Genomic DNA, 24,619 nt, shown 5'->3' on the forward strand with positions numbered 1-24,619 from the left:
CAGGCGTCAAATACGTATATTGCTGGAACGTTAGGGGAGGTATTCCCAAGCAAACAATCAATCCCGGACCTTCGGGGCCGTCTTTCGTGGTTTATTCGACATCTGACCTGATTACCTGTGATCAGGAGCCAATTCATATTCTAGGGCATATTCAGTCGCACGGCTATTTAGTGGCTGTCCGGCCCGACAATTACCAGATTATTCACACAAGTGCCAACATCGTGGAACTGGTCGGGCAATCGGCCGACGACCTGCTTGGTAAGTCTGTTGGGCAGCTACTGAGCAAGACGGCTCAACCGGCTGACAGGCTAACCAACCTGCTCGATCAGGGTAGAGCCAACCAATCCTGGGATACGATCAGCCCCTACCGAATTGAACTGAACGAACGGGTCTGGAACCTGATTCTGCACGAATACAATGGGCTGATTCTGCTGGAGTGGGAACCGGCCGGCGACGCATCAATGCTGCCGTACAATCAGCAACTGGTATCGCAGGCGCTAAACGAAGTGCAGGCCAGTCAGTCGCTGTCGGCGCTGCTGGAAAACACCGCCCGGCGCATCAAAGAAATCATCGGCTTCGACCGGGTTATGGTGTATCAGTTCGGGGCCGATTGGCACGGTGTCGTGGTGGCCGAAGTGAAAGAGCCGCACCTGGAGCCGTTTCTGGGGCTGCACTACCCCGCATCGGATATCCCCCGGCAGGCCCGCGAACTGTATAAGAAAAATCTGGTTCGGCTGATTGCCGACGTGCATAGTACGCCGTCGCCCATTCTGACCGTTGGTGACTGGCCGACCGATCAGCCCCTCGATATGACACAAGCCGGCCTGCGGGCCGTATCGCCGGTGCACATCGAGTACCTGAAAAATATGGGTGTAGCCGCGTCGATGAGTTTGTCGCTCATGTACCGGGGTGAACTTTGGGGGCTGATTTCCTGCCACCACGATACCCCCCGTTTCGTTGACTACACCGCGCGGCAAACGGCCAAATTCGTCAGTCAGTTGCTGTCGTCGGCCCTCGAATTTCGGCGGGGCGAAGAAAACCACCTGCAACGCGACCGTAGTCGCGAAGTGGGCCGGATACTGCACAACCAGCTTGTGCAGCACGATAACGTGACCAATGCCCTGACAATGCAGCCGACCACGCTACTTGATCTGGTGGAAGCTGGCGGGGCTGTGCTGCGCTTTGGGGGGAGATTCTGATGATGGGCAAAACGCCTTCCGAAAAAGAGGTTGTTGCTCTGACCGACTGGCTCAAAACGGTCGATAGCGACCCCGTGCTGCAAACCGCCAAGCTGATCGACCTGTATCCGCAGGCGATGGACTACACTAACGTGGCCAGCGGATTACTGGCCGTGACGCTGTCGCGCGAGCTGGACGAGTACGTGTTGTGGTTCCGGCCGGAACAGATACAGCAGGTAACGTGGGCGGGTAATCCCGAAAAACCAGTATCGGTTGACAATGACGGACAACGGCGCATCAGCCCCCGGCAGAGCTTTGCCGCCTGGGCCGAAATTGTTCGGGCAACGGCCGATTCATGGTCAGAAACCGATGTGACATCTGCCCTCAAGCTGCGGGAAGACATTTTGCAGGTCGTCAATAAGCAGGCAAACGAAGTTCGGCTGCTGAACAACCTGCTCAAAGAAGCCAACGACGAACTCGACGCGTTCAGCTACACCGTGTCGCACGATCTGCGCACTCCACTATCGTCAATTCGCTGCTATTCCGAGATCCTGATCGAAGAATACGGTACGGAGTTCGACGAAGACGCCCGCGGACTGCTCCAGAAAATAATTGATTCATCGGATCGGATGCGCGCCCTGATCCGGCACATCCTGTACTACTCCCGGATGGGTCGGCTGGAAATCAAACGGCAGTCGGTGGATATGAGCGATGTGCTGAAGCAGATACGGGAAGATGTGCTGCTCGACGAGCGTAGCCGTAAGCTGACGGTAACCATCGGCAAAGCCCCCGATATTCAGGGCGACCCGATGATGGTGCAGCAGGTGTTTCAAAACCTGATAACAAACGCGGCCAAATACACCCGCCTGGCCGAAGACGCGCAGATTCGGATCGACGGCAACGTCACGGATGAAGGAACCGTATACCGCGTGACCGACAACGGTATTGGTTTCGATATGAAACAGGCCGACCGGATGTTCGATCTGTTTAAACGACTGGAAAATGCCCGCTCTTTCGAAGGAACGGGCGTAGGGTTGGCGGTAGTCAAGCGCATTATCGACCGGCACGGCGGTAAAATATGGTTCGACTCCGTGCCTGGTACGGAAACTACGTTTTGGGTTTTGTTTCCAGATAATGCCGTAGCCACCAATGATTGACGTACTGTACATCGAAGACAACGCCAACGAAGCTGATGTGTTTGCCCGGTTGATGCGCAGAAAAATGCAGTCGATCGGCTTTAAAATTGCTGACAGTGGAAGCGAAACAATTCGCTATCTGTACGGCACTACCGAAACGGCTCCGACTATGCCCCGGCTGATCCTGATGGACATCAACCTCAACGGCATGAACGGCTTCGACATCATCAAGCACATCCGGGACGACGCCCGAACCCGCATGGTACCGATCATCGCGTTCAGCACATCCGACAGCCCTACCGACGTTCGCCGGGCGTATCAGCTGGGGGTCAACGCCTACCTCGTAAAACCCGGTGGTTATCAGTCGACGGGCGACCTGCTGGAGCGCACATTCGCGTTCTGGCTGGCCGATAATATCTGCGCTTTCTGACGAATCTGTGAACGAATTAGCTGCCTTACTCCGCACTCGTACCCGCCCGCTGCACGACGCCGTCGAGCAGTTGCTGTACACACCGGCCATGCAGGCGGGGTCGCTGACGGCCGGGCAGTACCGGCATTTGCTGCGTACGCACTATCTGTTTCACCGCGATCTGGAAGCCGCGATTGGTCGACATGCATCCCAGTTTGCCGGTTACGATCCTGACAGCCGTCGTAAGACACCTGCACTGCTGGCCGATTTTCACGCGCTGGGCGAAACGCCACCCACCACCGAGTCGGTGGGTATGCAGGACTGGCTACCCGGCGCACTCCTGGGTGCGGCCTACGTAAGCGAAGGGTCGATGCTGGGGGTGACGATGGTGGGGCCGATGCTCAGAAACAACCCCGCTCTGGCCGAACTTACCGATGCCATGCACTTTTACGCGGGCTATGGCACCGATACGGGGCGAAACTGGAAAGCGTTTGGTCAGCTGCTGGCGGATGTACCGGGCAACCGCTACGAGGCTGTCGTGGCTGGTGCCGAGGCTGCTTTCCGGCGGTATCAGCACTTGTTCGCTGAAACGAAACCACTATCCCCGGAAGAATAGGCCGGTCTGATGGGATCAGGCGGGTAGGTAGACCATAAAAGTACTGCCTTCGCCGGGGGTGCTTTTTACATCGATCATGCCGCCGTGACTTTCAGCCACGCGCTGGGCGACAGCCAGGCCAATACCGGTCCCTTCAAACGCTTTTCGTTCGTGGAGTCGCTGAAACAGCCGGAACAGTTTGGAACGGTATTTCTCGACATCAAAGCCGATTCCGTTGTCCGTCACCGATATAAGGTAGTACTGGCGCTGAGGCTGGATAGCAAGCGACATGGGCAGTTCGTGTCGCTGGAGCCGTTGGCTGGTGATAAGCACGCGGGGCGGCTGGCCGGGTGGCTGGAACTTCAACCCATTCGCAATAAGATTCTGGAACAACTGCCGCAGGCGCGACGAGTTTCCCGAAATAGTGGGTAACGGCTCTAGGTCAACGACGGCCCCTTTTTCCGTGATAAGCATGTCGAGGTCGGTCAGCACTTCGGTCAGGACCGTGTTCAGATCGATCGGAACGAAGGACGCTTTGTCGCTGGCGAGCCTGGAATAATTCATCAGGTCACGGATCATGTGCTGCATACGCTGGGCGGCCAGTTGAAGTCGTCTGCCCAGATCGCGCTCACCCTCCGATAAGCTGTCAGCTAATTGATTCTGAAGTAAATCGCTGAATACCTGTATTTTGCGAAGCGGTTCCTGCAAATCGTGCGAGGCAACCTGGGCAAACTGTGCCAGGTCCAGGTTCGACCGTTCGAGGTTAAGGATGGCTTCCTGAAGCGACTGATTTTGCTTTTCGGCCCGTTGCAGTACCTCCCGAACGGTCGAGCAGTTATGCAGCATCATAACGAGACTACCGGCCGTGGTGCGGCTGATCTGCACGGCATACCAACCCGCTGGCGTCTGGTTGTCGACCCATAGTTCATCCGAAAAGTCAACCCCCGTCTGGGCCACGTGGCGCAGGTGCGTCATTAGCTCAGGCTGGGCCATGTCGACTGGCGACGACTGGTACGGGCGTCCCGGCAACGGCTTGTCGGCGGTGCCCCCCCAAAGGGTTTCAAACGCCCGGTTGACGAACCGATACCCGAAGTTTATGGTGTCGGTAGACGCAGTAGGGTCGAGGAGGCACAGCGCGTCGGGTAGTGTGTTCAGCACGTCGACGGGTACCAGCCGGGGAATCATAAATGGTCCGGATATTGAATCGTCGACTGTCAGGCGAAGCTGCTGATCGGCTCGTTCGGCGCTGACCATGTAGGTTCGTTCGACACCCGTAAAATCTGTACTTGTCGCGGGAAAAGATACCGGATCGCCCGATTGGAAAGCCGTCAGACAATGGGCCAGCAGCTCGTTGAATTCAGCAGCCGGGAAGAAAGTACTGTATCGCCGGTTGATAAGCCGGGCGGGATGAACGCCAAAAAAATGACCCGCCAGCGGACTGACTGTTTCAAACCGAAGGTCGACTGGTGTACCCATCGGGTCATGCACGACGCTCAACACCGTAAGGCCGCGCTGCAAGCTGGAAACGACCAAATCTGATGGTAGCGAAACAGTACTAAAATTAGCCATGCACTAGGGTATAAGGTAAAACCGGCTCGCTCCGACTCAATAGACTGCTCAAAACTACCACGCCAATAGTTAACAACTAAGTTAAGTGTATAAACGTTTTTTATAATTCGGATTCGCCCCGACGTCGCCCGGCTGGTACCTTTGCGGGCGACCGTTGTCACCCGCCCGTACCGATCAGGCTAACTATGGAGTTGACCATTGTGATTCCCGTTTACAACAGTGAAAAAACCATTAGCCCGCTGGTTGAACGGCTGCACGATTGCCTGTCGGCGCTTCTCTTTGAGGTCATTCTCGTCAACGACGGCAGTGCCGACCAATCGGGGCTGGTCATCGATCAGCTGGCCGATCGGTACCCCACGGTGCGGGCTATCAGTCTGCGTCGAAATTTCGGGGAGTTCAACGCCGTATTGTGCGGACTGAGCTATGCGCGTGGGCAGTTTACGGCGATCATCGACGACGATTTTCAAAATCCTCCCGAAGCTATTTTAACCTTACTCGGTGCGGCACAGGCGGGTCAGTACGATGTCGTCTACAGCCGGTACGCGACGAAGCAGCACCATTGGTTCCGTAACCTGGGCAGTCAGCTGGTTAACGCCCTGACGACGGCGTCGCTGGGTAAGCCGCGCGATCTGTACCTGTCGAGTTTTAAGCTGATCCGGCGCGAGGTGGTGGCGGAAATTGTGCGCTATCAGGGGCCATACCCGTATATCGACGGGCTGATTTTCCGGGTTACGCGCCACGTGACGAGCGTTGAGGTGCCACACCTTGCTCGTTCCGAAGGCCAGTCGGGCTACACGGCCCGCAAGCTGATCGGGCTGTTTCTCAACGTGTTTATCGGGTATTCGCTCTGGCCCGTTCGCCTGTTTACCGGGCTGGGGCTGGGCATACTGCTGCTGGCTGGCCTGTCGGGGCTGGGGCTGCTCATCGCGGGGCTGGCCGGAGGGGCCGGTATTGCTGGCTGGCTGGTCGTGAGCTGGCTGATCGTGTTTGGTTTGGGTATACAGCTGGTGTTTCTGGGTGTGCTGGGCGAATACCTCGGTAAGCTGTTTATGAGTCAGAGTGGCCTGCCCGCTTTCGTTGTTCGATCGAATAAAGCAGGAAAAACGCTGCAACAGCTATGATTGGCCTGACGGACGAGTACGAGAAAATGTTTCAGGTCGAGCGAAAGCTGTGGTGGTACCGACAGCTGCACGAGCGGGTAGCGGATGTGCTAATCCGCCGGTTTGGCAACAGACGGGACATTCGTATTCTCGACGCGGGCTGCGGCACGGGCGGGCTGCTTAGTTACCTGCACGAACGGGGCTACACCAGCCTGACCGGCATCGACGGCTCGCCCGACGCGGTGGCGTTCTGCCACGAACGGAACCTGAATGTGTCGCTGATGAATCTGAACGACTTAGCCGGGCAGCCTGCGGCCAATCTGTACGATGCCGTCATCTGCAATGATGTGTTCTGCTACATAGCCCCCGCCGGTTTGCCTTCACTGCTGATTCAGCTCGCCCGTCGGCTGGAGCCGGGTGGGATGTTTATCAGCAACAATAACGCGTTCGACGTATTCCGGGGGCAGCACGATCTGGCCGTGGGTAGCGAACGCCGATTCGTGCGGGCCGATCTGGAACCGCTCTTTCCCGGTGCCGGGTTGCGGCTGGGTCAGTCGACCTACTGGAGTCTGGTGCTGTCGGTGCCTATCCTGCTGGTGCGGCTCTGGCAGCGGCTGCAACTGCGGTTGGGACGAACGCCCGACGCGGCCCAATCAGATGTGTACCTGCCAACTCACTGGGTCAACGAAACGCTATATCATGTTGCCCGTGTCGAAAACCGGCTGTTGCCCCGAACCCCCTTCGGCAGTTCCTTGTTCCTGACGGGAGAGCGGATTACCGGGTAATAGTACCTCGTTGTCGCCTGATATGCGTCGGCAGACCGGTTCAGGCTGGCAAAGTACCGGACTATCGAACACCAAATCCCGAAAAACTGAATACTGATTTTATGTTTACTGGTATTGTAGAAACCACCGGCACTGTGTCGGGTATTGAAGCAGAAGGAACCAACCTGACCTTTCGGATCGAGTCGACGATCAGCCCCGAACTAACAATCGATCAGAGTGTTAGCCATAACGGTGTTTGCCTGACGGTGACGAGCGTGGCCGATGGTAGCTATACCGTAACGGCGGTCGATGAAACGCTGAAAAAAACGAGCCTGGGCCTGCTGAAACCCGGCGATCTGGTGAATCTGGAGCGTTGTATGCCCGCCAATGGCCGCTTCGATGGGCACATCGTGCAGGGGCACGTCGATCAGACGGGCGTGTGTACCAACGTGCAGGATATGAACGGAAGCTGGCTGTTCGATTTTCAGTACGACCCCGCCGTAGCCGATAACGTAACGGTCGAGAAAGGGTCGATCTGCATCAACGGCGTCAGCCTGACGGTTTTTAATTCGCAGCCCGATGGTTTTCGGGTCACGATCATCCCGTACACCTACGAGCATACCAGTTTCAAGACCCTGAAAGTGGGCGATACGATCAACCTTGAATTCGACATCGTGGGCAAGTACATCAAAAAAATGCTGGCCGGGTATCGCTGAGCGCGTTGGTTTGTCGTTAGTTTTGAGACACACTACCCCGGCCCACCGGCCGGGATTCACGCACTGGCAACCTGAATGGCTAAAATCAGTACCCGCTCATTCTTCGATCTTCTGCTCCAGACCGGCATTATCGCGGCCGTGATCGCGGTGCTGTTTCTGGGCTTTTTCTTTGTTTACCTGCCCTACACCACCAACCACGGCCAGACCATCACCGTACCCGACGTGTCCAAGCTCAGCGTCGACGAGATGCGGAACATTCTGGACGACCGGAACCTGCGCTATGAAGTAACCGACTGCACGTTTGTGGCCGGAGCGCAGCCGCTGACCATAATTGAGCAGTACCCCCGTGCCAACGCCAAAGTAAAGGAAGACCGCAAAATCTACCTGAAAGTCACCAAGCGCGTGGCACCGATGGTCGCGATGCCTTCGCTGGTTGATATGATTGACCGGAGCGCCGTTCGGATGCTGGAATCGATGGGGCTACAGGAGGGCGACCGCACCTACGTGCCCGATGTGGCGAAGAACTCGGTACTGCGTCAGTTGTACAATGGCAAGGAAATCGCGGCCGGAACGCCCATTCCGAAAGGCTCCAGAATCGATCTGGAGATTGGCGACGGGCTGGGTAATACGATGTTCGACATTCCAAACGTTGTAGGGCTACCGCTCGATGAGGCTGAAGCCGCCATTCGGGGGTCAAACCTGAAAATCGGCACGAAAATTTCTGTTGATGATCCGGAGAAGGAAGTCGGAACGGTGGTGCGCCAGCGGCCCGAAGCCCGGCCGGGCGAACGAATCCGCGTCGGCGAAACAATGGACCTGTGGGTGGTAGGTCCCATTGAATCCAACCCGTAGCCCTGTCGCCGACCCCGCCCGGTCGCTTTTGTTCCATGAACTGTTCGTTACCTGTATCCGTGCCGAACTGGCTGCGCGCCGGGCTGCTGATTCTGCTGGTCGGGCTTGCCGCTTCGACCGGCCGGGCGCAGACACCCCTGCAACTGCCGTTTTTTGAGGATTTTTCGACCGCAGCGGGCTACCCCGGCCTCGACCGGCCCAGCCAGGATCGCTGGCAGTCGGGTAGCGGGGTGTATATCAACAACACGATGGCCGTTAACCACCCCACGGTGGGCGTGGCCTCGTTCGACGGGCTGAATGCCAACGGCAGGCCGTACGTGCAGAACAATCAGCTGGCGCAGGGCTATACCGATACGCTGGCATCGCGGTCGATTAACCTGAGTGGGCTGGCTGTGTCTGATTCCGTTTACCTTAGTTTTTACTGGCAAAGTCGCGGGCTGGGCGAAGCACCCGATCCCGGCGATTCGCTGACAGTGCAGTTTCTCAACAGCAGCGGTACCTGGCAGACCGTCTGGCGGGTGGAAGGCGGAGCCCCCAGCAACAACTTCACACAGACGTTTATTCCCATTCGTAGCGCCGTCTACATGCACAACGCCTTCGCGTTCCGGTTTCGCTCATACGGTCGTGAATCCGGGCCTTTCGATACCTGGAACATTGATTACATCTACCTGAATAAAAGTCGTACCGTTGGCGATCGATTCGTGCGCGACGTGGCCGTCCGTCAAGCGCTGACGCCGTTTTTACGCCGGTACACGGCAATGCCGTTGTCGCAGTATGTGGTAAACCCAACTGCCGAAACTGCCGACTCCGTTCGCACCGACATCAACAACCTGTTCAACAACTTCAACTTCACCACTTTCCGCTTTACCGTGCGCGATGAGGTATCCGGGCAGTTGGTACAGGATTCGCCACAAACCAATTCGGTGTTGATTCCGTCGCTGAGTTCGCAGAGGAAAGCGGCAAGGCCACTGCCTGTCACGAGCTTCGGTACATCGACGTCGGCCGTGCTGCGCTACACCGTTAACCTGCTGACAACCGACGATCAGAACCCGTCGATTCCGGGCGTCAACCTGCGGCAAAACGATACGCTGTCGGCCCGCGCCGCCCTGGCCGATTACTACGCCTACGACGACGGCACCTGGGAGTACGGCGCGCAGGTGGGGCCGCGCGAACGCTGGGCGGTGCGGTTTGTGGTCAACAAAGCTGATGTGCTGGCAGGCTTCCGGGCCTGTATCGTGCCGTTCCGTACCAACCAGTCCGGGCAGTCGTTTTCGATGTTTGTGTACAGCAACGCCAACGGCCGACCCGGCACGGCTATCTACCAGCAGTCATTTTCGACCCAGTACCCCAGTACGCGTAACGGGTTTGTTGATTTCACGTTCACGAAGGGGGTGGCGGTCAGCGACACGTTTTACCTGGGGTATCAGCAAACGACCAGCAGCGACACGACCATTTTCCGGCTGGGCTTCGACAAAAACAGTCCGTTCGGTAATCAGCTGTTCTACAACGGCGGGGCGACCTGGGAGCAGAACCTGAGTTCGTCGGCGCTGTCGCTCAACGGTGCCTTTATGATTCGGCCCGTCATGGGTGGCAAGGTCGATACGACGCCCACCGCTGCCGAACCCGAACAGCTCGAAACGCTGGCCGTTTACCCCAACCCAACGTCGGGGCAGATTCGCTGGGATAACCCCCGGATCAATCAGATCGATGTAATCAGCAGCAGTGGCCGGCTCATACAGCGGATCGAACCCGGTCGGGGTCAGCAATCCGCCGACCTGAGTCAGCTGCCCGACGGGCTGTACCTGCTGCGGCTGATGAGTGCGCAGCAGACGGTCACGCAGAAGGTGCTTATCCAGCACTAGCGGCAACCAGCGACGTATATATATGGTACTATGTTCACTGAAACTGCGGTTAACCGGTCACGAATCTGCACCGGCTATGACCAATAGCGGTTATCTTTGTTATGTCCAGCTGACCGCTGCTCTGTACGGGCTGCTTCTGCGTGTATGAATGTCGAACATCAAGTGAATTCGGAACTGGGCCACCTCTTCCAGCATATTATCAACGATAGCCAGACCGGGATTTGCGTGCTCGACGCCGTGCGGGACGCGGCTGGTACTGTTCTCGATTTTCGGTTTTCTCTCATCAACCCCGCCGGGACCGATATACTCGGGCATCACCCTGAAAAGCTGATCGGCAAGAGTTTAATCGAGTCCTTCTCGCAAGTCGAGAAAAGTGGATTTCTGGATTTGTATCGGGGGGTGCTCGACAGCGGCAAGTCGGCGCGGTTGCTGGAGGTACCGTATTTCGCCGATGGTGTCGAGGGGTGGTTCGATATCAACGTGACGAAGTACCAGGATTCGGTTATCGTGACGTTCGTTGATATGTCGACGCTGAAGCGAATTCAGATTGCCGAGAAAAAGCAGGCGGCTTTCTTCAATCAGCTACTGCAAACGTCGCCGAGTGGCGTTGTTGCCTACGAAGCGGTGCGGGCGAGAGGGGCCGATGGCGAATCGACTGTAATCACCGACTTCAGGGCCATCTTCTTCAACGCAACCTACGAACGGATGTTCGGCGAAAGCGCATCGACGATCTACAGCCGAAGCTTTCGGGAACGCTTCGACCATGAATCCGACGCCGAGCTGTTTCCGTTCTACGCCGACATTGTCACGACTGGCCATTCGTTTCAGCACGAGCGGTACTACAAGCGGCAGCAGAAATGGTTACAGCTGTCGGGCGAAAAGCTGTTTGATGGTTTTCTGTTGATTATCAATGATATAACGGCGCAGAAAGAAGCGGAGCTGGCGCAGCAGAAATTAACCGAAGCCCTGCAACTGGCCAATCAGGAACTGATTCGATCGAACGTGAACCTGCAACAGTTTGCGTACATCGCCAGTCATGATTTGCAGGAGCCGCTGCGCAAGATTCAGTCGTTCGGCAACCTGCTTCAACTGCGTTACAGCGACTCGTTGGGTAATGAGCGGGACTATATCGATCGGATGCAGACGGCTGCTGTTCGGATGTCGACGCTGATTCGGGATCTGCTTAGTTATTCCCGCATCTCAACGCGCCGGGATAAAAGCCAGTCGGTAGCCCTCAATACTGTGGTAGATGAGGTATTGAGCGATTTACAGATAAGTATTGCCGAAGCGAAAGCCGATATTCAGGTCGACCCGCTCCCGACGGTGATTGGCGACGCTACGCAGCTGGGGCAGTTGTTCCAGAACCTGATTGGCAATGCCCTAAAATTTCGCCGGGCCGACACTGTATCGCAGATCACGATCAGCTACCGGCGTGTACTGGCCCACGAGCTGCCCGGTACGATCAAGCCCGTTCAGGCAGCCGGGGCCTATCACTGCATCGACCTGACCGACAACGGAATTGGGTTCGATGAGAAGTATCTCGACCGAATTTTTCAGGTCTTTCAGCGGCTGCACGGTAAAAGCGAGTTTGCCGGTACTGGTATTGGTCTGGCCATTTGCGAGAAGGTAGCCGTCAACCACGGCGGAGCAATCACCGCCAGCAGTCGGCCCGGCGTTGGCACTACCTTCAGCGTTTACCTGCCCGATTAGTGGCCGGTGCCGTCGCGCCGGTGCCGAAATGCGCTACCTTCGTTCGATAGAGACAATATGGCGCATTGGCACCTTGCCGGTGGCGGCTGTGTTACACCCCTGACTTACTCAAATCACCAAAACAATGGATATCACCGTACAGGAGTTAAAGGAGCGACTCGACAAAGGCGAACAACTAAACCTGATCGATGTGCGCGAACCGAACGAATACGAAGCCGACAATATCGGCGCTAAACTGATTCCGCTGGGCGATCTGCCCTACGAACTGGACCAGCTCGACGGCTTGCAGGACGAAGAAGTGATCGTACACTGTCGGTCGGGTGCCCGCAGCGCACGGGCGCAGCAGCTACTCGAAGAAAACGGGTTTACCAACGTCCGGAACGTAACCGGCGGTATGCTGGCCTACCGGGCTCAGTAGATTTTTGGGTAGCGTAAAGAGGATAGCTGTGAGCAGAACGGTTGGTTTGTGCCAGCGTCTTCCTTCTCATAGCTATCCTCTTTCTTCGACCAAAGCCCGAATCCCGGCTTCATCGTCGGGGGCGAACCACTGGTAGTCGGCCTGATTGTGAAACCAGGTCAGCTGCCGTTTGGCGTAGCGACGGGAATTTCGCTTCAGCAACCGAACCATCTCATCGTACCCGTACACCCCGTCGAGGTACGGAAAAATCTCCTGATAGCCAACCGTTTGCAGGGCGGGCAGGTGCCGGTAATCGTACAGGCTACGCGCTTCGTCGAGCAGACCGTTGGCCAGCATCTGATCCATCCGGGTGTCGATTCGGGTGTAGAGGTCCGGGCGGGGGCGGTCAAGGGCGACGAGGACCGTGCTAAACGGCCGCTCGGCGGGTTTATCCTGCCGAAACGACGAATACGGCAGGCCCGTGCTCAGGCACACCTCCAGCGCCCGCGTTACCCGCACCGGATTTTGCAGATCGGCGGTCTGGGCGTAAACCGGGTCGAGCTGGCGAAGTTGCTCTTGCAATGGCGCTAACCCTTCCTGCTGCCAGCGCAGCCGCAGCGTTTCCCGCAAATCGGGGTCAACGGGGGGCATATCGTCCAGTCCAAAACAGACCGCGTTGATGTACAGCCCCGTTCCGCCCGACAGAATCACGACCCGGTGGCGGGCAAACAGATCGTTCAGCGTGCTGAGGCATTCGCGCTCGTAGCGCCCCGCCGTAACCGGATCGGTAATGCTGTGTGAATCGACAAAATGGTGCGGCACACCGTCCATTTCGGCGGACGTCGGTTTGGCGGTTCCGATCGATAATTCCCGGTACAACTGCCGCGAATCGGCGGAAACGACTTCCGTACGAAGTTGCTGCGCCAGTCGGACGCAGAGTGCCGTCTTGCCAACGGCCGTCGGCCCGGCTACCACCAGCAAAGTAGGCGCGTCTGATAAAGGCATCCGCAAAAATAGCCCTGATTTGGGCGAATGATGCCACCGGTACGCGCGGTTGTCAGCTTAAGCGGTAAAACTCCGCACGTATAGTCCTTGTTAAGTAGCCTACCATCCGATCCTACTACCCAATGAATGTTTGGCTACTATACCTGCTGCTGAGTCTGCCCATGACGACCAGCCAGCAGCCTACACCACCCCGCTTTCAGAAAATTCTCCGCTTCAACGTGTACACGTTTGTCGTTAAATCCGAAATGAGTGATTCGGGATCGACGGCGACCGTAGCGGCTTATCGGGGTGGGTTGCTGCTGACCCGGCTGGTGCAGCCCGTTGGGGGTGCCCTGCTTGGGGCCGACGTTGGCGATCTGGACGAAAACCGGTTGCCCGAGTTATACCTGTACGCGGCTGGCCAGACCGATACCACCTACGGGCGGGTCTACGGCTGGCAATTTTTACCCGAACGACTGGCAACCATTTCGCTGACCATCCCATCGGCCCCGGCACCCGCGTTTCGGGGGAATGATCGGTTTACGCTGACGAAAAATTCGCTGTGTCATCTCGTGCCGATCTACAAAGGCGGGCAACAGACCAATATGGCGCAGCGGGTGTGCTATCGGCTGCGCCCGCTACGCGAGAATTATCAGTTACTGGCTGATTAAAACGAAGTCGGGGTGCCGGAACGTTGGTTACGTTCCGGCACCCCGACTTCGTTTCTGCGGGTAAAAGCAATACCGCTAGAACAGTTTCAGCCCCAGCGAGAGCGATGCAATACCGAGGTAGCCTTTGATGTCCTTGTTTTTGTAGATACCACCCACCGGCACGGCATAGCGGGCGTCGATGTCGAGAATGCGGCCCAGCGTATAGCCCACGCCAACCTCAGCCGCGTAGGTAAACGGCTTCACCTCCAGCGCGACCTGCGTAGGGTCGTTGCGATTGGGGTTTTTCAAATCGGTGGTTGTCTGCGGAAAGCTCAGGCTGTTGGTGCCGATGGTTGCCAGGTTGTTGCGGGTTGCGCTTGCTTTCGTGGTGAAGAGCAGGGTGGGACCCACAAATACCCGGAAACGGTCGTCGGCAAACTTCTTCCCGAACAGAATCGGTACGTTGACCGACTCCAGTATCGACTCCGAGGTGATGGCGATGGCCGTTGGGGTAGCGGCCGGAATCTGTGACGGCAGCGACGTTCCGGCGATGCCGAACGCCAGTGCTGCCGGAATGGTTATGTCGGCTTTCTGGTACAGCTTGTAGTTGTTGTACGTGGCTTCGACCTGCACGTAAAACGAACTGAAGTTTTTGCGTCCCCACACCCCAAACGAATAGCCCGTGCCGGTACCGTTGCCTTTATTCTCCAGCTGCGGAATGGTAGCGAGCGACGATATTGAGATGGGTGGAATGGTGGTATGGCCGTTTGTGAACGTGCCCGCCCCTTTAATACCGCCTTCAAACGACGTTTGTGCGAGTGCTGCCGAGCCGATCAGTAAGGCAAGTGCAGTCAGTTGTAATTGCTTCATAAGCAGAGTATAAAAGTTGTGTAGTTAGTAGCAGAAACGTCGAAAGTAGGCCAATTGTGGCGAACGGCCTTATTTTTTCGGGAAAAAATCCAGTTTGCCGTTGACTCAAAAGTTAAACATTCAGGAAATCAGTCTGTTGTTTATCGGGTGGTAGTTGTCGTACTTACCGCCGTTTTTTCACTGTTTCACTAAACCAGGTAAACACAATGGGTTTGTTGTCATTTTTCAAGGGAGTAGGAGAGAAGATTTTTGACCACAAAGATGCCCCTGCCGATCCGGTGCAGGCTGAGAAAGCCGAGCCCATAAAAGCACAGGCGCTGCTCGATCACGTCAAGAAGCTGGGTCTGGCCTACAAAACCCTGACGGTGAAGACCAAAGGCGACACGGTAACGCTGACCGGTTCGGTTAAGGCGCAGGAAGACGCCGAGAAAATTGCACTGGCCGTTGGTAACGTTGAAGGCGTAACGTCGGTCGATAACCAGCTGACGGTTGATGAGCCAGCTCCGGAGGGCAAGTTCTACACGGTGAAATCAGGTGACTCACTGTCGAAGATTGCTAAGGAAGTATACGGCGACCCGATGAAGTACGGCGTGATTTTCGAAGCCAACAAGCCGATGCTGTCGGACCCCGACAAGATTTACCCCGATCAGGTGCTGCGCATCCCGCAGTTATAACAAAACAGGGTCAATTTGAGTAAGTAGGGTGTAAATGGAGTGGTGGGCAGTAGCACACACGCTTCGTTTACACCCTACATCCGTTTTAAATCGATCCAGTTTCACCCTATTTAGTTGCTGTAGTCATGGCCGTTCACCTCGTCTCCTATCTAAAAGAACAGTTTACCCCCGGCGTTATCGATCAGCTAAGCACTGAACTAAGCGAGAAGCCCGCCAGTGTCGTCAAAATCGTGCAGGGCGTCATCCCGACGTTGCTGGGTGGCCTGACAAGACGTGTGCAGGAATCGGGTGGGGCAGGCAGCATCTTCTCGTTTCTGGGAAAAGGCGACTATGGCAAAACGCCGTTCGATGTCGGGCAGGTGACGGATACGCACCAGGAAACCATCGAAACGGCCACCGCCGGGCGCGACTTTCTGGAGCACGTATTCGGCGACAAGCTGGGCCGCACTACCGAACTGATCGGTACGTTTGGCGGGGCCAAGCCCGAGTCGGTACGGGTTGTGATGAGCTTGGCGGCATCGGTACTGATGGGCGTACTGGGGCGGCAGGAGCAGGAGAAAGGGCTGACGGCGCACAGCCTGAAAACGTTGCTCGAAGGGCAGGCTACCAACTTCCGCACGGCACTGCCCGGCGGTCTGGACAGTGTGGGTAGCCTACTTGGGTTCAATGAACTCGAAACCCCGGTGGGGCCGCCAACGATTGTGCAGGGTGCCGATAATTTCAGCGGTACGGTGGTCAGCCCCAACATCCCCAAAAGCACCGACGGCGACCGGCAACGCGAAAACGTACGCTGGCTGCGCTGGGCTGCTGTGCTGATGGGCATACTGGTGGTGGCCCTGATCGTGCAGAAGTGCGGTGAAAACGAAAACAGCGTCGACGGCGTCAGCACCGACAGTACGGCGCGGGTTGAGTCGAACGCCGTTGAAGATACGTCGAGAGCGACCAAAAACAGCGTGATCGAGTCGCACGGGCAGGTAGCCGATTCAACAGCCCCCGGTGCGCTGGGCATCCGCGACGACAAGCCAACGACGGGCGGTACAGACGTAATTACGCAGATTGAACTGCCCGGCGGGCGCAAGCTAAGCCTGGGTGAGCAATCGTTCAACGGGCGGCTGGCCCGCTTTCTGGGGAGCAAACCCAAGAATCCGGAGCGGACGTTTACGTTTGAAAACCTGACGTTTGAAACGGGGTCGGCACAGATCACGGCGGAGTCGCGGCAGAACGTCAACGACCTGATCGACATCATGAAAGCCTACCCAAATCTGCAAATCCGGGTCGAAGGGCACACCGACAACACAGGTAATGCCGATACGAACCTCGAACTCTCCCGCGACCGGGCGGCCTCAGTCCGTACGGCACTGACATCGGCGGGTATTGCGGCTAATCGCGTCGCAACGCAGGGGTACGGTGCCGCACATCCGCTGGCTACCAACGACAACGCCGAAGGCCGTCAGCGCAACCGTCGTATCGACATCGCGGTAACAAAGATTTAAGCAAACAAGAATACAGGCGGGACGGATGGGGTTGGCAGATTGCCAAAATCCTGTTCGTCCCGCAATTCTGTCCGACATAGTCTGTGCGTATATTGCGGGCTGTTTTTGTACCTGCTTTTTACGTACCCTCTTATGTTTGCTGATGCCGTCGAGCGCATTAAAACGTTTACCCGCCCCATCCATTCAATCGCCCGGTTTTACGGCCACGCCCCCATTGTTCCGGGGAGTGCCACGCTGTTTTTTGTCAATGAACTGGGCGACGCAATAACCTGCCGACACGTCGCCAACAACATTGTCCGGTCGGATAAGATCAACGCCAATTACCGTAGCTATCGGGGTAAGGAAGGCGAGTTCCAGAATCACCCCGACCGGGCCCGGCTTCAGCGCGAACTACAGCAGAAACTTGGTATCAAAGACGACACGATCAAGCAGTTATATCATCAGTATATCCGCTGTGTCGAAGGTGATGTAACGCCCGAGATCGTGCTGCACGCCAACGAACACATTGACTTGGCGCTCATTCGCTTTCGGAACTTCACCCGGCCGCTGTATTCTTCATACGCTACATTCCTGAAAGACAGCAGCCGGATCAAGCCCGGCCGTACGCTCTGCCGGTTGGGCTACCCGTTTCCGGGCTTCACCAACTACGGCTACGACAACTACCGCGACACAGCTTACTGGACCGACGAACAAACCCGGTACATGTCGTTTCCGCTGGACGGCATGATTACCCGGTTGATGCAGAACAAAAGCAGCAGCCCCGAAATCGAATTAAGTACACCCGGTCTGGTAGGGCAGAGTGGTGGGCCGCTCTTCGATACCAACGGTCTGATATATGGTCTGCAATCGGCCACCGATCAGCTGCACCTGGGGCTCGATATTGAGGACAAGGAATTTCTGGTCAACAACCGCCGGAAGAAAGTGTCGAACTACGCCTTCCTGCAAGTTGGTATCTGCGTGCATGTCGACGCAATCAAAGATTTTCTACGCACCAACAGCGTGAAGTTCTACGAAGCCTGACCGTGTCTCGGTAGCCAGTATATTTGCCCGATAACCGCCTGCCTGACTAATGACCAGTTTACCCGTTGCCCACATCGATACCCTGACGGCCGATGCGCTGACACTGCTGAAACAACTGATTGCCACGCCTTCGTTTAGCCGGGAGGAAAACCACACGGCCGACCTGATTATTGCTTTTCTGGAAGAACGTGGCGTACCAACCCAACGGCTGAAAAACAACATATGGGCCATCAATCAGCAGTTCGACCCCGCCAAACCAACCGTACTGCTCAATTCGCACCACGACACGGTGAAGCCCAACAAGTCGTGGACGCTCGACCCCTTCGCTCCGCTGGAGCAGGACGGTAAGCTGTTCGGACTGGGTAGCAACGATGCGGGGGGCTGTCTTGTATCGCTGATTGTCACGTTTCTGCATTTTTACGACCGCACCGACCTGTCGTACAACATACTTCTGATTGCCAGCGCCGAAGAGGAAATATCGGGCCGGGACGGGCTGGAGTTGGTACTGCCGCAGATGCCGCCCATCAGTTTTGCCATTGTGGGCGAGCCGACCGAAATGCAGCTGGCGATTGCCGAAAAAGGCTTGCTGGTGCTCGACTGCACAGCCCACGGCGTCAGCGGACACGCGGCCCGCGATGAGGGCGACAATGCCATTTATCACGCTTTGCGGGACATCGACTGGGTTAGAACGTATCAGTTTCCGAAGGTGTCGCCCATGCTGGGGCCGGTGAAAATGTCGGTAACGATTATTCAGGCCGGTACGCAGCACAATGTCGTGCCCGACGCCTGCACGTTCACCATCGACGTGCGCGTGACGGATCAGTACACGCTACAGGAAATTATCGACGTGATTCAGGCCAACCTCCGGTCTGACGTACAGGCCCGCTCGATTCGGCTCACCCCGTCGAGCATACCAGACGATCACCCGATTGTGCGGGCTGGCCTGGCGCTGGGGCGGCATACCTACGGGTCGCCCACGACCTCCGATCAAGCGGTGCTGAGTTGCCCCTCGCTCAAATGCGGTCCCGGCCATTCGAGCCGGTCGCACTCGGCCGATGAGTTTTTGTATCTCCACGAGCTGGGCGACGGCATCCGTGGCTATATCCAGATGCTCGAACAGGTGGTAATCTGAGGGCGCTGATCGTGAGAAACGGGCGGGGCAGTCCTTTTGGGTAAAACCCACTGTCTATGCTTTGCCGATTACCCCGCCCGTTTCTGTTCTCCCTATCGCTTCTGGTAACTACCGCACTGGCGCAGACGACCCCCACGCCTGAAACACCGTGGTCGGTGCGGATGGCCGATGCCGTTCTGAAAAAATACCCCGACTCGATTGCCGTCAAAGAAAACCGGCCTGCCAGTTGGGACTACGAACAGGGGCTGGTGCTGAACGCTATCGAGCGCGTCTGGGAACGCACCGGCGACGGCCACTATTACGACTACATCCTGCGCGACATCGACCGGTATGTGGGTAAAACCGGGCCGATACGTACGTACCGGATGGACGAATTCAACCTCGATAACATCACAACGGGGCGGGTGCTGCTGATGCTGGCGCAACAGACGCAGCCGGGCCGCGAAAACTACAAACGGGCCGCCGACACGCTCCGGGCGCAACTGACGCGACAACCCCGCACGAAGGAAGGGGGCTTCTGGCACAAGCAGCGCTACCCCAATCAGATGTGGCTCGACGGCCTGTTTATGGCCGAACCGTTCTACGCCGAATACACGGCCCTTTACGACCGGTCGCCCGACTCCGCCACGCGCCATTTCGACGATATCGCCCATCAGTTTGCCCTGATTGAACAGCACCTGATCGACCCGAAGACCGGCCTACTGTACCACGGCTACGACGAAAGCCGGGCGCAGAAATGGGCCAATGCCAAAACCGGTACGTCGCCTAATTTCTGGGGTCGTTCGATTGGCTGGTACGCCATGGCGCTGGTCGACGTGCTCGATTACTTCCCGGAAAATCACCCCCGCCGGGCCGATCTGCTGACTTATTTCCAGCGTCTGATGCCCGTTCTGGCGCGGTATCAGGACCCCAAAACCGGTGCCTGGTACCAGATCGTCGATCAGGGGAGTCGGAAAGGAAACTACGTGGAGGCATCGGCTTCGTGCATGTTTGTCTACGCGCTGGCGAAGGGTGTTCGGCTGGGGTATCTGCCAGCGTCTATGCTGTCAGTTGCGAAGAAAGGCTATCAGGGTATTCTGAAAACGTTCGTCAAGACCGACCCGGCGAGTCAGCAGCCGGTGCTGAACGGTACCGTCAGCGTGGGTGGGCTGGGCGGCAGTCCTTACCGCGACGGCAGCTATGCCTATTACCTGAGCGAACCGATCCGCGTCAACGACCTGAAAGGCGTGGGGCCGTTTATCATGGCGAGTGTCGAGCTGGAGATAGCCGACGAATATCCGCTGGGCAAGGGAAAAACAGTGGCCGTCGACACCTATTTCAACAACGAAACCCGCAAAGGCGATAACGGTCCGGAACCGTTTCACTACCTCTGGAACGACCGGATGCACTCGGGCTTCTGGCTGTGGGGAAAGACCTTCCGCGAACTTGGTGCTACGACCGTTACGCAGCCGCAAGCGCCTACTGCACAAACGCTTAAGGGTAAAGATGTATACATCATCGTTGACCCCGACACGCCGAAGGAAACCCCCAAGCCCAACTACGTACAGGCTGCTGATGTCGATGCGCTCGACGCGTGGGTACGGGCCGGTGGGGTGCTGGTGCTGATGGCCAATGACTCGGCCAACGCTGAACTGCCCCGCTTCAATCAGCTCGCCAACCGGTTTGGCATACAGTTCGGCTACGAGCAGGTCAACCCCGTTCAGGGCACACGCTGGTCGGACGGTAAACTAACGATTCCGGCCAACGACCCGATCTTCCCCCACGTCTCGACGATCTACGTCAAAGAACTTTCCCCGCTCACACTGACTGCCCCCGCCAAACCGGCGCTTCTAAAAGGCAACACGATAATCATGGCGACGGCCAAAGTGGGTAGGGGCACCGTATTTGCCATCGGCGATCCGTGGCTGTACAACGAATACACCGACGGCCGACGCATCCCGATTGAATACCAGAACTTTCAGGCGGGTAAAGATTTGGCTGTCTGGTTGTTAAAGCAGGCGAAATAGGCTGTACAGTATATTTGAATATGTATGATTTTTCATGCTCACGCATAATTTTGTTAGATGAATCGTCCAAGCAGTGGCTTGTGCGTGCGCCGTTTTCCGGACGACAGGTTGCTTGCTGATGGAGTCGTCCGGCTGTGCATTGGGGTCGTTCGGTTTACAAACCGAACGACGGGATAAGTTGATTTTAAGGCTTGAAAGTCCGGCTTCCGGCAGACAAAGGGTATCCTCTTATTATGTATGCGGTTACGCGTGGGTTAACTCCGGCTTACATATGGTACGCCACCATTATCAGACATTCAATAACAAATTACGAACATAATCTAAAATATAGGCTAATTGCCCATCCATCATGACAATCAAAAGGGTTGATTACATTATTAAAAGTTCTGAGATGTTTGAGCTTGCTAAAGAGTACGGCGAGGTCTTAATTGACAGTACTTTAGAAGATGGCCATCTAAAAGAAATTCCTATAATTTCCACAATTGTCTCATTTTTCAGCTTCGGAAACAGTATAAACGAAAATTTATTTAAAAAGAAACTGGTGAAACTACTGACGGAATTTGCTCAGGTTTCACCTGCACAAAGAACAAAAATGTTTGAGAAAATAAACAATTCAGGTAAGTATGAAAACTCTGTAGGAGAAACTCTAATCGAACTTGTTGAAAAAATTAACAGTGAAAAAAAGCCCTCAATAATCGGCAAATTATTCAAGAGCTTTCTTGAAGAGAAGATTTCTTATGAAGACTTCTTAAAACTGTCACATATTGTTGAGCGGTGCTACGTAGGCGACTTGGCTATTTTACCATCAAACGTCAAAGGTGGAAAAGTGTACGGAGGATTCTCAGATGAGTTAGTTTCTTTGGGTGTATATAACACAGATTATGCTGCTGCTTTTAATGAAGCTCTAAACGACATGGAGAAGCAGGAGACACATACTGAGTTAACTGAAATAGGGAATCTACTTCTTAAATATGGACTATCTCAATTATAAGACTTACCCTGTGTGGGTAGCCTGTCGGGCGACAGGAGGCAGGCCGCAAAAGACCACCGAGTAAGGGAGTAAAGGTCGTAGTTGCATCCGTTCAGGTGGCTTCTCGCCCACCATTAACCCCCGTGGGTGTTGGGTGGAATGGTAATGCAGTTACTAGTGTGCCAGCATAGACATAACGCACTTGACTGACAAGTATGCTTCTACATTTACAGGTCAGGCGTTGGTTGTCCCTCAACCGTCCTTGTAAAGATAGAGTTGATAAACGGGATCGGTTTCGGCCGACAGCGACTACTATTTTTTTGCGTTTTTGCTCGGTGGTTTGCCGTGTTTGTATTCAGTTTTCAAGCCGTGATTTGTAATTAATCGTCGACCTTTAACTTTCATTTCAATGAACACCGTACAACTCTTAATCAACAGTAAACGTGTAGATGCTTCAAACGGAAACACATTCGATCGTATTAATCCGTTATCGGGTGAGGTGGCAACAACCGCGTCGGCAGCTACAAAAGAAGATGCTGTTGCTGCTGTCGAAGCGGCCGCAAAGGCTTTTCCAGCATGGTCGGCGACAAGCCCAAGTGCAAGGCGCAGTATTTTGAACAAAGCAGCCGAAATTTTGAAGGCAAAAACCGATGAATTAATAGCCGTATTGCCTACCGAGACAGGAGCGAGTGGTATGTGGGCAGGCTTCAATGTCCATGTTGCTGCGGGTATGTTTGAAGAAGCTGCCGCGTTGACTACTCAAATTGGTGGCGAAGTCATACCTTCCAATCACGACGGACTTTTGGCAATGGGGATTCGTCAGGCCGCAGGCGTTGTTTTAGGAATTGCCCCCTGGAATGCCCCTATTATTTTGGCCGTTCGAGCTGTAGCAACGCCTTTGGCTTGCGGAAATACCGTTGTCTTGAAAGGCTCGGAACAATGCCCGAAGACACATCAAATTATAATTCAGGCTTTACAGGAAGCGGGTATGCCTGATGGTGTGGTTAATTACATCACTAATGCACCAAACGATGCGGCTGAAATCGTGGAAACGATGATAGCCCACCCGGCCGTAAAACGAGTGAACTTTACTGGTTCAACGAAAGTGGGTAAAATCATCGCTATGACCTGTGCCAGGTATTTAAAACCCGTCGTACTGGAATTGGGAGGTAAAGCACCCCTGGTTATTTTGGACGATGCAGATTTAGATCAGGCCGTGAATGCTGCTGCATTTGGGTCTTTTACCAACTCGGGCCAAATCTGCATGTCCACCGAACGAATAATCGTGGATAATAAAATCGCCGATGCTTTTGTAGAAAAATTTGTTGCCAAAGCGTCAAAATTACCTCTGGGCGATCCTCGAAAAGGTCCCGTTGTGCTGGGTTCGGTGGTAGATATGAGTACGGTAACACGATGTAATCACCTCATTGACGACGCTCTGGCAAAAGGCGCGACCTTGCTATGTGGCGGTAAGGCGGAAAACACGCTTTTCCCCGCTACTATCATTGACCATGTCACGCCCGAAATGGAGATTTACCAGGAAGAATCATTTGGGCCCGTCAAAGGCATTGTGCGCGTGAACAGCGTAGAAGAAGCCATTACCTGTGCAAATGATAACGAGTACGGTTTATCAGCAGCCGTTTTTGGCAAAGATTCGGGCCGTGCCTATGAAGTGGCAAAACGCATTGAATCAGGAATCTGCCACGTCAATAGTTCAACGGTTCAGGACGAAGCACAAATGCCGTTTGGCGGTGTTAAAGGCAGCGGATTCGGACGATTTGGTGGTAAAGCAGGTATTTATGAGTTTACAGATTTGCGTTGGGTAACCATACAAACGACACCAAGATATTATCCTTTCTAAACGGAAAGAGGAGGTAAACCGGTTGTTCCGGAAGCCTCGTCAGTACTCGCCCATTATTGCTTTGGAAACGACGACACGCTGTATTTGCCATCCGATTGTATCCGCCGTTCGCCCGTGGTTTTGCGCGGCATCGACGGCTTATTGATGCGTGAGTAAGTCCATAAAGGTTTATGCTTTAGCTCTTGATGGCTATCTATAAACAAGCGGATTACGAAGCGCTGCGTCGGCGGTGCGTCGAACTTAAACAGGCAGGCTGGAAACAGGCCGATATTGCTCGGGCCTTTGGCTTGACACAGGGCTGGGTCAGCCAAACACTGAAAACCTACCGTGAGCAAGGCGAAGCAGGCCTAATGACCGGTAAACGCACCGGAGCCCCGTCCCGGCTGACGGCGGATCAACTCGACCAACTGACAAAAGAACTGGCCAAGGGGGCTGAGCAACACGGTTTTTCAGGCCAAGTGTGGACCCGGCCCCGTATTAATGATGTGATTAACAAGCTTTTTGGTGTTAGCTATGACCCCTCTCAAATTGGACGGCTGCTTAAGAAAGTAGGCTGGAGTCGGCAGAAACCGGCTCGGCAAGCTCGCCAGCAGGACCCGCAGGCCGTGGCCAACTGGCAAGCCGAGCGACTGCCTGCGCTCAAAAAAAGCGCAGATTGAGGGGCGTACGAT

At 55.5% G+C, this 24,619-nt stretch carries 23 protein-coding genes; 20 read left to right on the plus strand and 3 right to left on the minus strand.

What is annotated here, in order from left to right; genetic code table 11:
* Positions 1-86: 86 nt before the first annotated feature.
* The 4 genes from HH216_RS26680 to HH216_RS13855 are packed head-to-tail and all read left to right on the plus strand — an operon-like array spanning position 87 to position 3,339.
* Positions 87-1,199 carry a GAF domain-containing protein gene (locus HH216_RS26680; protein ID WP_332871397.1) on the plus strand — a complete coding sequence of 371 codons (1,113 nt, stop codon included), beginning with the start codon at positions 87-89 and terminating at the stop codon, positions 1,197-1,199.
* The gene (locus HH216_RS26685; protein ID WP_332871398.1) at positions 1,199-2,335 is read left to right on the plus strand and encodes a sensor histidine kinase; all 1,137 of its coding nucleotides are present in this window, start codon (positions 1,199-1,201) and stop codon (positions 2,333-2,335) included. The genes HH216_RS26680 and HH216_RS26685 overlap by 1 nt, the downstream gene beginning before the upstream one ends.
* Positions 2,328-2,744 (plus strand): response regulator, encoded by a 417-nt coding sequence (locus HH216_RS13850; RefSeq protein WP_169551338.1) that lies wholly within the window; start codon positions 2,328-2,330, stop codon positions 2,742-2,744. Before HH216_RS26685 ends, HH216_RS13850 begins: the two co-directional genes overlap by 8 nt.
* Before the next feature lie 7 nt (positions 2,745-2,751).
* Complete coding sequence (locus HH216_RS13855) at positions 2,752-3,339, plus strand: biliverdin-producing heme oxygenase (protein ID WP_169551339.1); 588 nt, start codon at positions 2,752-2,754, stop codon at positions 3,337-3,339.
* Positions 3,340-3,354: 15 nt separating this feature from the next.
* Here the strand turns inward: HH216_RS13855 and HH216_RS13860 are convergent, their stop codons facing one another.
* Positions 3,355-4,887 (minus strand): sensor histidine kinase, encoded by a 1,533-nt coding sequence (locus tag HH216_RS13860; RefSeq protein WP_169551340.1) that lies wholly within the window; start codon positions 4,885-4,887, stop codon positions 3,355-3,357.
* A 185-nt stretch (positions 4,888-5,072) separates the two neighbouring features.
* Here HH216_RS13860 and HH216_RS13865 point away from each other — a divergent pair, with 185 nt between their 5' ends.
* The 7 genes from HH216_RS13865 to HH216_RS13895 all read left to right on the plus strand — a co-directional run bounded on the left by HH216_RS13865 (position 5,073) and on the right by HH216_RS13895 (position 12,309).
* A complete protein-coding gene (locus HH216_RS13865; protein WP_169551341.1) occupies positions 5,073-6,008 on the plus strand; it encodes a glycosyltransferase family 2 protein in 936 nt (311 codons plus the stop codon).
* Complete coding sequence (locus HH216_RS13870; protein WP_169551342.1) at positions 6,005-6,772, plus strand: class I SAM-dependent DNA methyltransferase; 768 nt, start codon at positions 6,005-6,007, stop codon at positions 6,770-6,772. Before HH216_RS13865 ends, HH216_RS13870 begins: the two co-directional genes overlap by 4 nt.
* A 101-nt stretch (positions 6,773-6,873) precedes the next feature.
* A complete protein-coding gene (locus HH216_RS13875) occupies positions 6,874-7,467 on the plus strand; it encodes a riboflavin synthase (RefSeq protein ID WP_169551343.1) in 594 nt (197 codons plus the stop codon).
* A gap of 75 nt (positions 7,468-7,542) precedes the next feature.
* Positions 7,543-8,319, plus strand: coding sequence for a PASTA domain-containing protein (locus tag HH216_RS13880; RefSeq protein WP_169551344.1), 777 nt, complete (start codon positions 7,543-7,545; stop codon positions 8,317-8,319).
* A 35-nt stretch (positions 8,320-8,354) separates the two neighbouring features.
* Positions 8,355-10,181: a T9SS type A sorting domain-containing protein gene (locus HH216_RS13885; protein WP_169551345.1), complete on the plus strand. Its 1,827-nt coding sequence runs from the start codon at positions 8,355-8,357 to the stop codon at positions 10,179-10,181.
* A 144-nt stretch (positions 10,182-10,325) separates the two neighbouring features.
* Positions 10,326-11,891: a sensor histidine kinase gene (locus HH216_RS13890; RefSeq protein WP_169551346.1), complete on the plus strand. Its 1,566-nt coding sequence runs from the start codon at positions 10,326-10,328 to the stop codon at positions 11,889-11,891.
* Between the two features lie 124 nt (positions 11,892-12,015).
* A complete protein-coding gene (locus HH216_RS13895; protein WP_106139838.1) occupies positions 12,016-12,309 on the plus strand; it encodes a rhodanese-like domain-containing protein in 294 nt (97 codons plus the stop codon).
* Positions 12,310-12,381: 72 nt separating this feature from the next.
* Here the strand turns inward: HH216_RS13895 and miaA are convergent, their stop codons facing one another.
* Positions 12,382-13,293: a tRNA (adenosine(37)-N6)-dimethylallyltransferase MiaA gene (miaA, locus tag HH216_RS13900; protein ID WP_169551347.1), complete on the minus strand. Its 912-nt coding sequence runs from the start codon at positions 13,291-13,293 to the stop codon at positions 12,382-12,384.
* Positions 13,294-13,415: 122 nt separating this feature from the next.
* Here miaA and HH216_RS13905 point away from each other — a divergent pair, with 122 nt between their 5' ends.
* On the plus strand, positions 13,416-13,943 hold the full coding sequence (locus HH216_RS13905; RefSeq protein WP_169551348.1) for a hypothetical protein: 528 nt from the start codon (positions 13,416-13,418) through the stop codon (positions 13,941-13,943).
* A gap of 75 nt (positions 13,944-14,018) precedes the next feature.
* Here the strand turns inward: HH216_RS13905 and HH216_RS13910 are convergent, their stop codons facing one another.
* Positions 14,019-14,792 (minus strand): outer membrane beta-barrel protein, encoded by a 774-nt coding sequence (locus HH216_RS13910; RefSeq protein WP_169551349.1) that lies wholly within the window; start codon positions 14,790-14,792, stop codon positions 14,019-14,021.
* 206 nt (positions 14,793-14,998) lie between these two features.
* On the opposite strand from HH216_RS13910, the gene lysM reads away from it, so the two are divergent.
* The 8 genes from lysM to HH216_RS25970 all read left to right on the plus strand — a co-directional run bounded on the left by lysM (position 14,999) and on the right by HH216_RS25970 (position 24,607).
* Positions 14,999-15,466 (plus strand): peptidoglycan-binding protein LysM, encoded by a 468-nt coding sequence (lysM, locus tag HH216_RS13915; RefSeq protein ID WP_169551350.1) that lies wholly within the window; start codon positions 14,999-15,001, stop codon positions 15,464-15,466.
* Positions 15,467-15,591: 125 nt separating this feature from the next.
* A complete protein-coding gene (locus tag HH216_RS13920) occupies positions 15,592-16,959 on the plus strand; it encodes an OmpA family protein (protein WP_169551351.1) in 1,368 nt (455 codons plus the stop codon).
* 132 nt (positions 16,960-17,091) lie between these two features.
* Entirely contained in the window at positions 17,092-17,979 is an 888-nt protein-coding gene (locus tag HH216_RS13925; protein WP_169551352.1) for a S1 family peptidase, read from the plus strand.
* A gap of 49 nt (positions 17,980-18,028) precedes the next feature.
* On the plus strand, positions 18,029-19,111 hold the full coding sequence (locus tag HH216_RS13930; RefSeq protein ID WP_169551353.1) for a M20 family metallo-hydrolase: 1,083 nt from the start codon (positions 18,029-18,031) through the stop codon (positions 19,109-19,111).
* 56 nt (positions 19,112-19,167) lie between these two features.
* The gene (locus HH216_RS13935) at positions 19,168-21,117 is read left to right on the plus strand and encodes a glycoside hydrolase family 88 protein (RefSeq protein ID WP_408641734.1); all 1,950 of its coding nucleotides are present in this window, start codon (positions 19,168-19,170) and stop codon (positions 21,115-21,117) included.
* Positions 21,118-21,466: 349 nt separating this feature from the next.
* Positions 21,467-22,108, plus strand: a complete 642-nt coding sequence (locus tag HH216_RS13940; protein ID WP_169551354.1) for a hypothetical protein — start codon at positions 21,467-21,469, stop codon at positions 22,106-22,108.
* Between the two features lie 388 nt (positions 22,109-22,496).
* Positions 22,497-23,948: an aldehyde dehydrogenase gene (locus HH216_RS13945; protein WP_169551355.1), complete on the plus strand. Its 1,452-nt coding sequence runs from the start codon at positions 22,497-22,499 to the stop codon at positions 23,946-23,948.
* A gap of 185 nt (positions 23,949-24,133) precedes the next feature.
* Complete coding sequence (locus HH216_RS25970; RefSeq protein WP_254448425.1) at positions 24,134-24,607, plus strand: helix-turn-helix domain-containing protein; 474 nt, start codon at positions 24,134-24,136, stop codon at positions 24,605-24,607.
* Positions 24,608-24,619: the final 12 nt, after the last annotated feature.

This window comes from Spirosoma rhododendri, from assembly GCF_012849055.1.
Taxonomy (GTDB): domain Bacteria; phylum Bacteroidota; class Bacteroidia; order Cytophagales; family Spirosomataceae; genus Spirosoma; species Spirosoma rhododendri.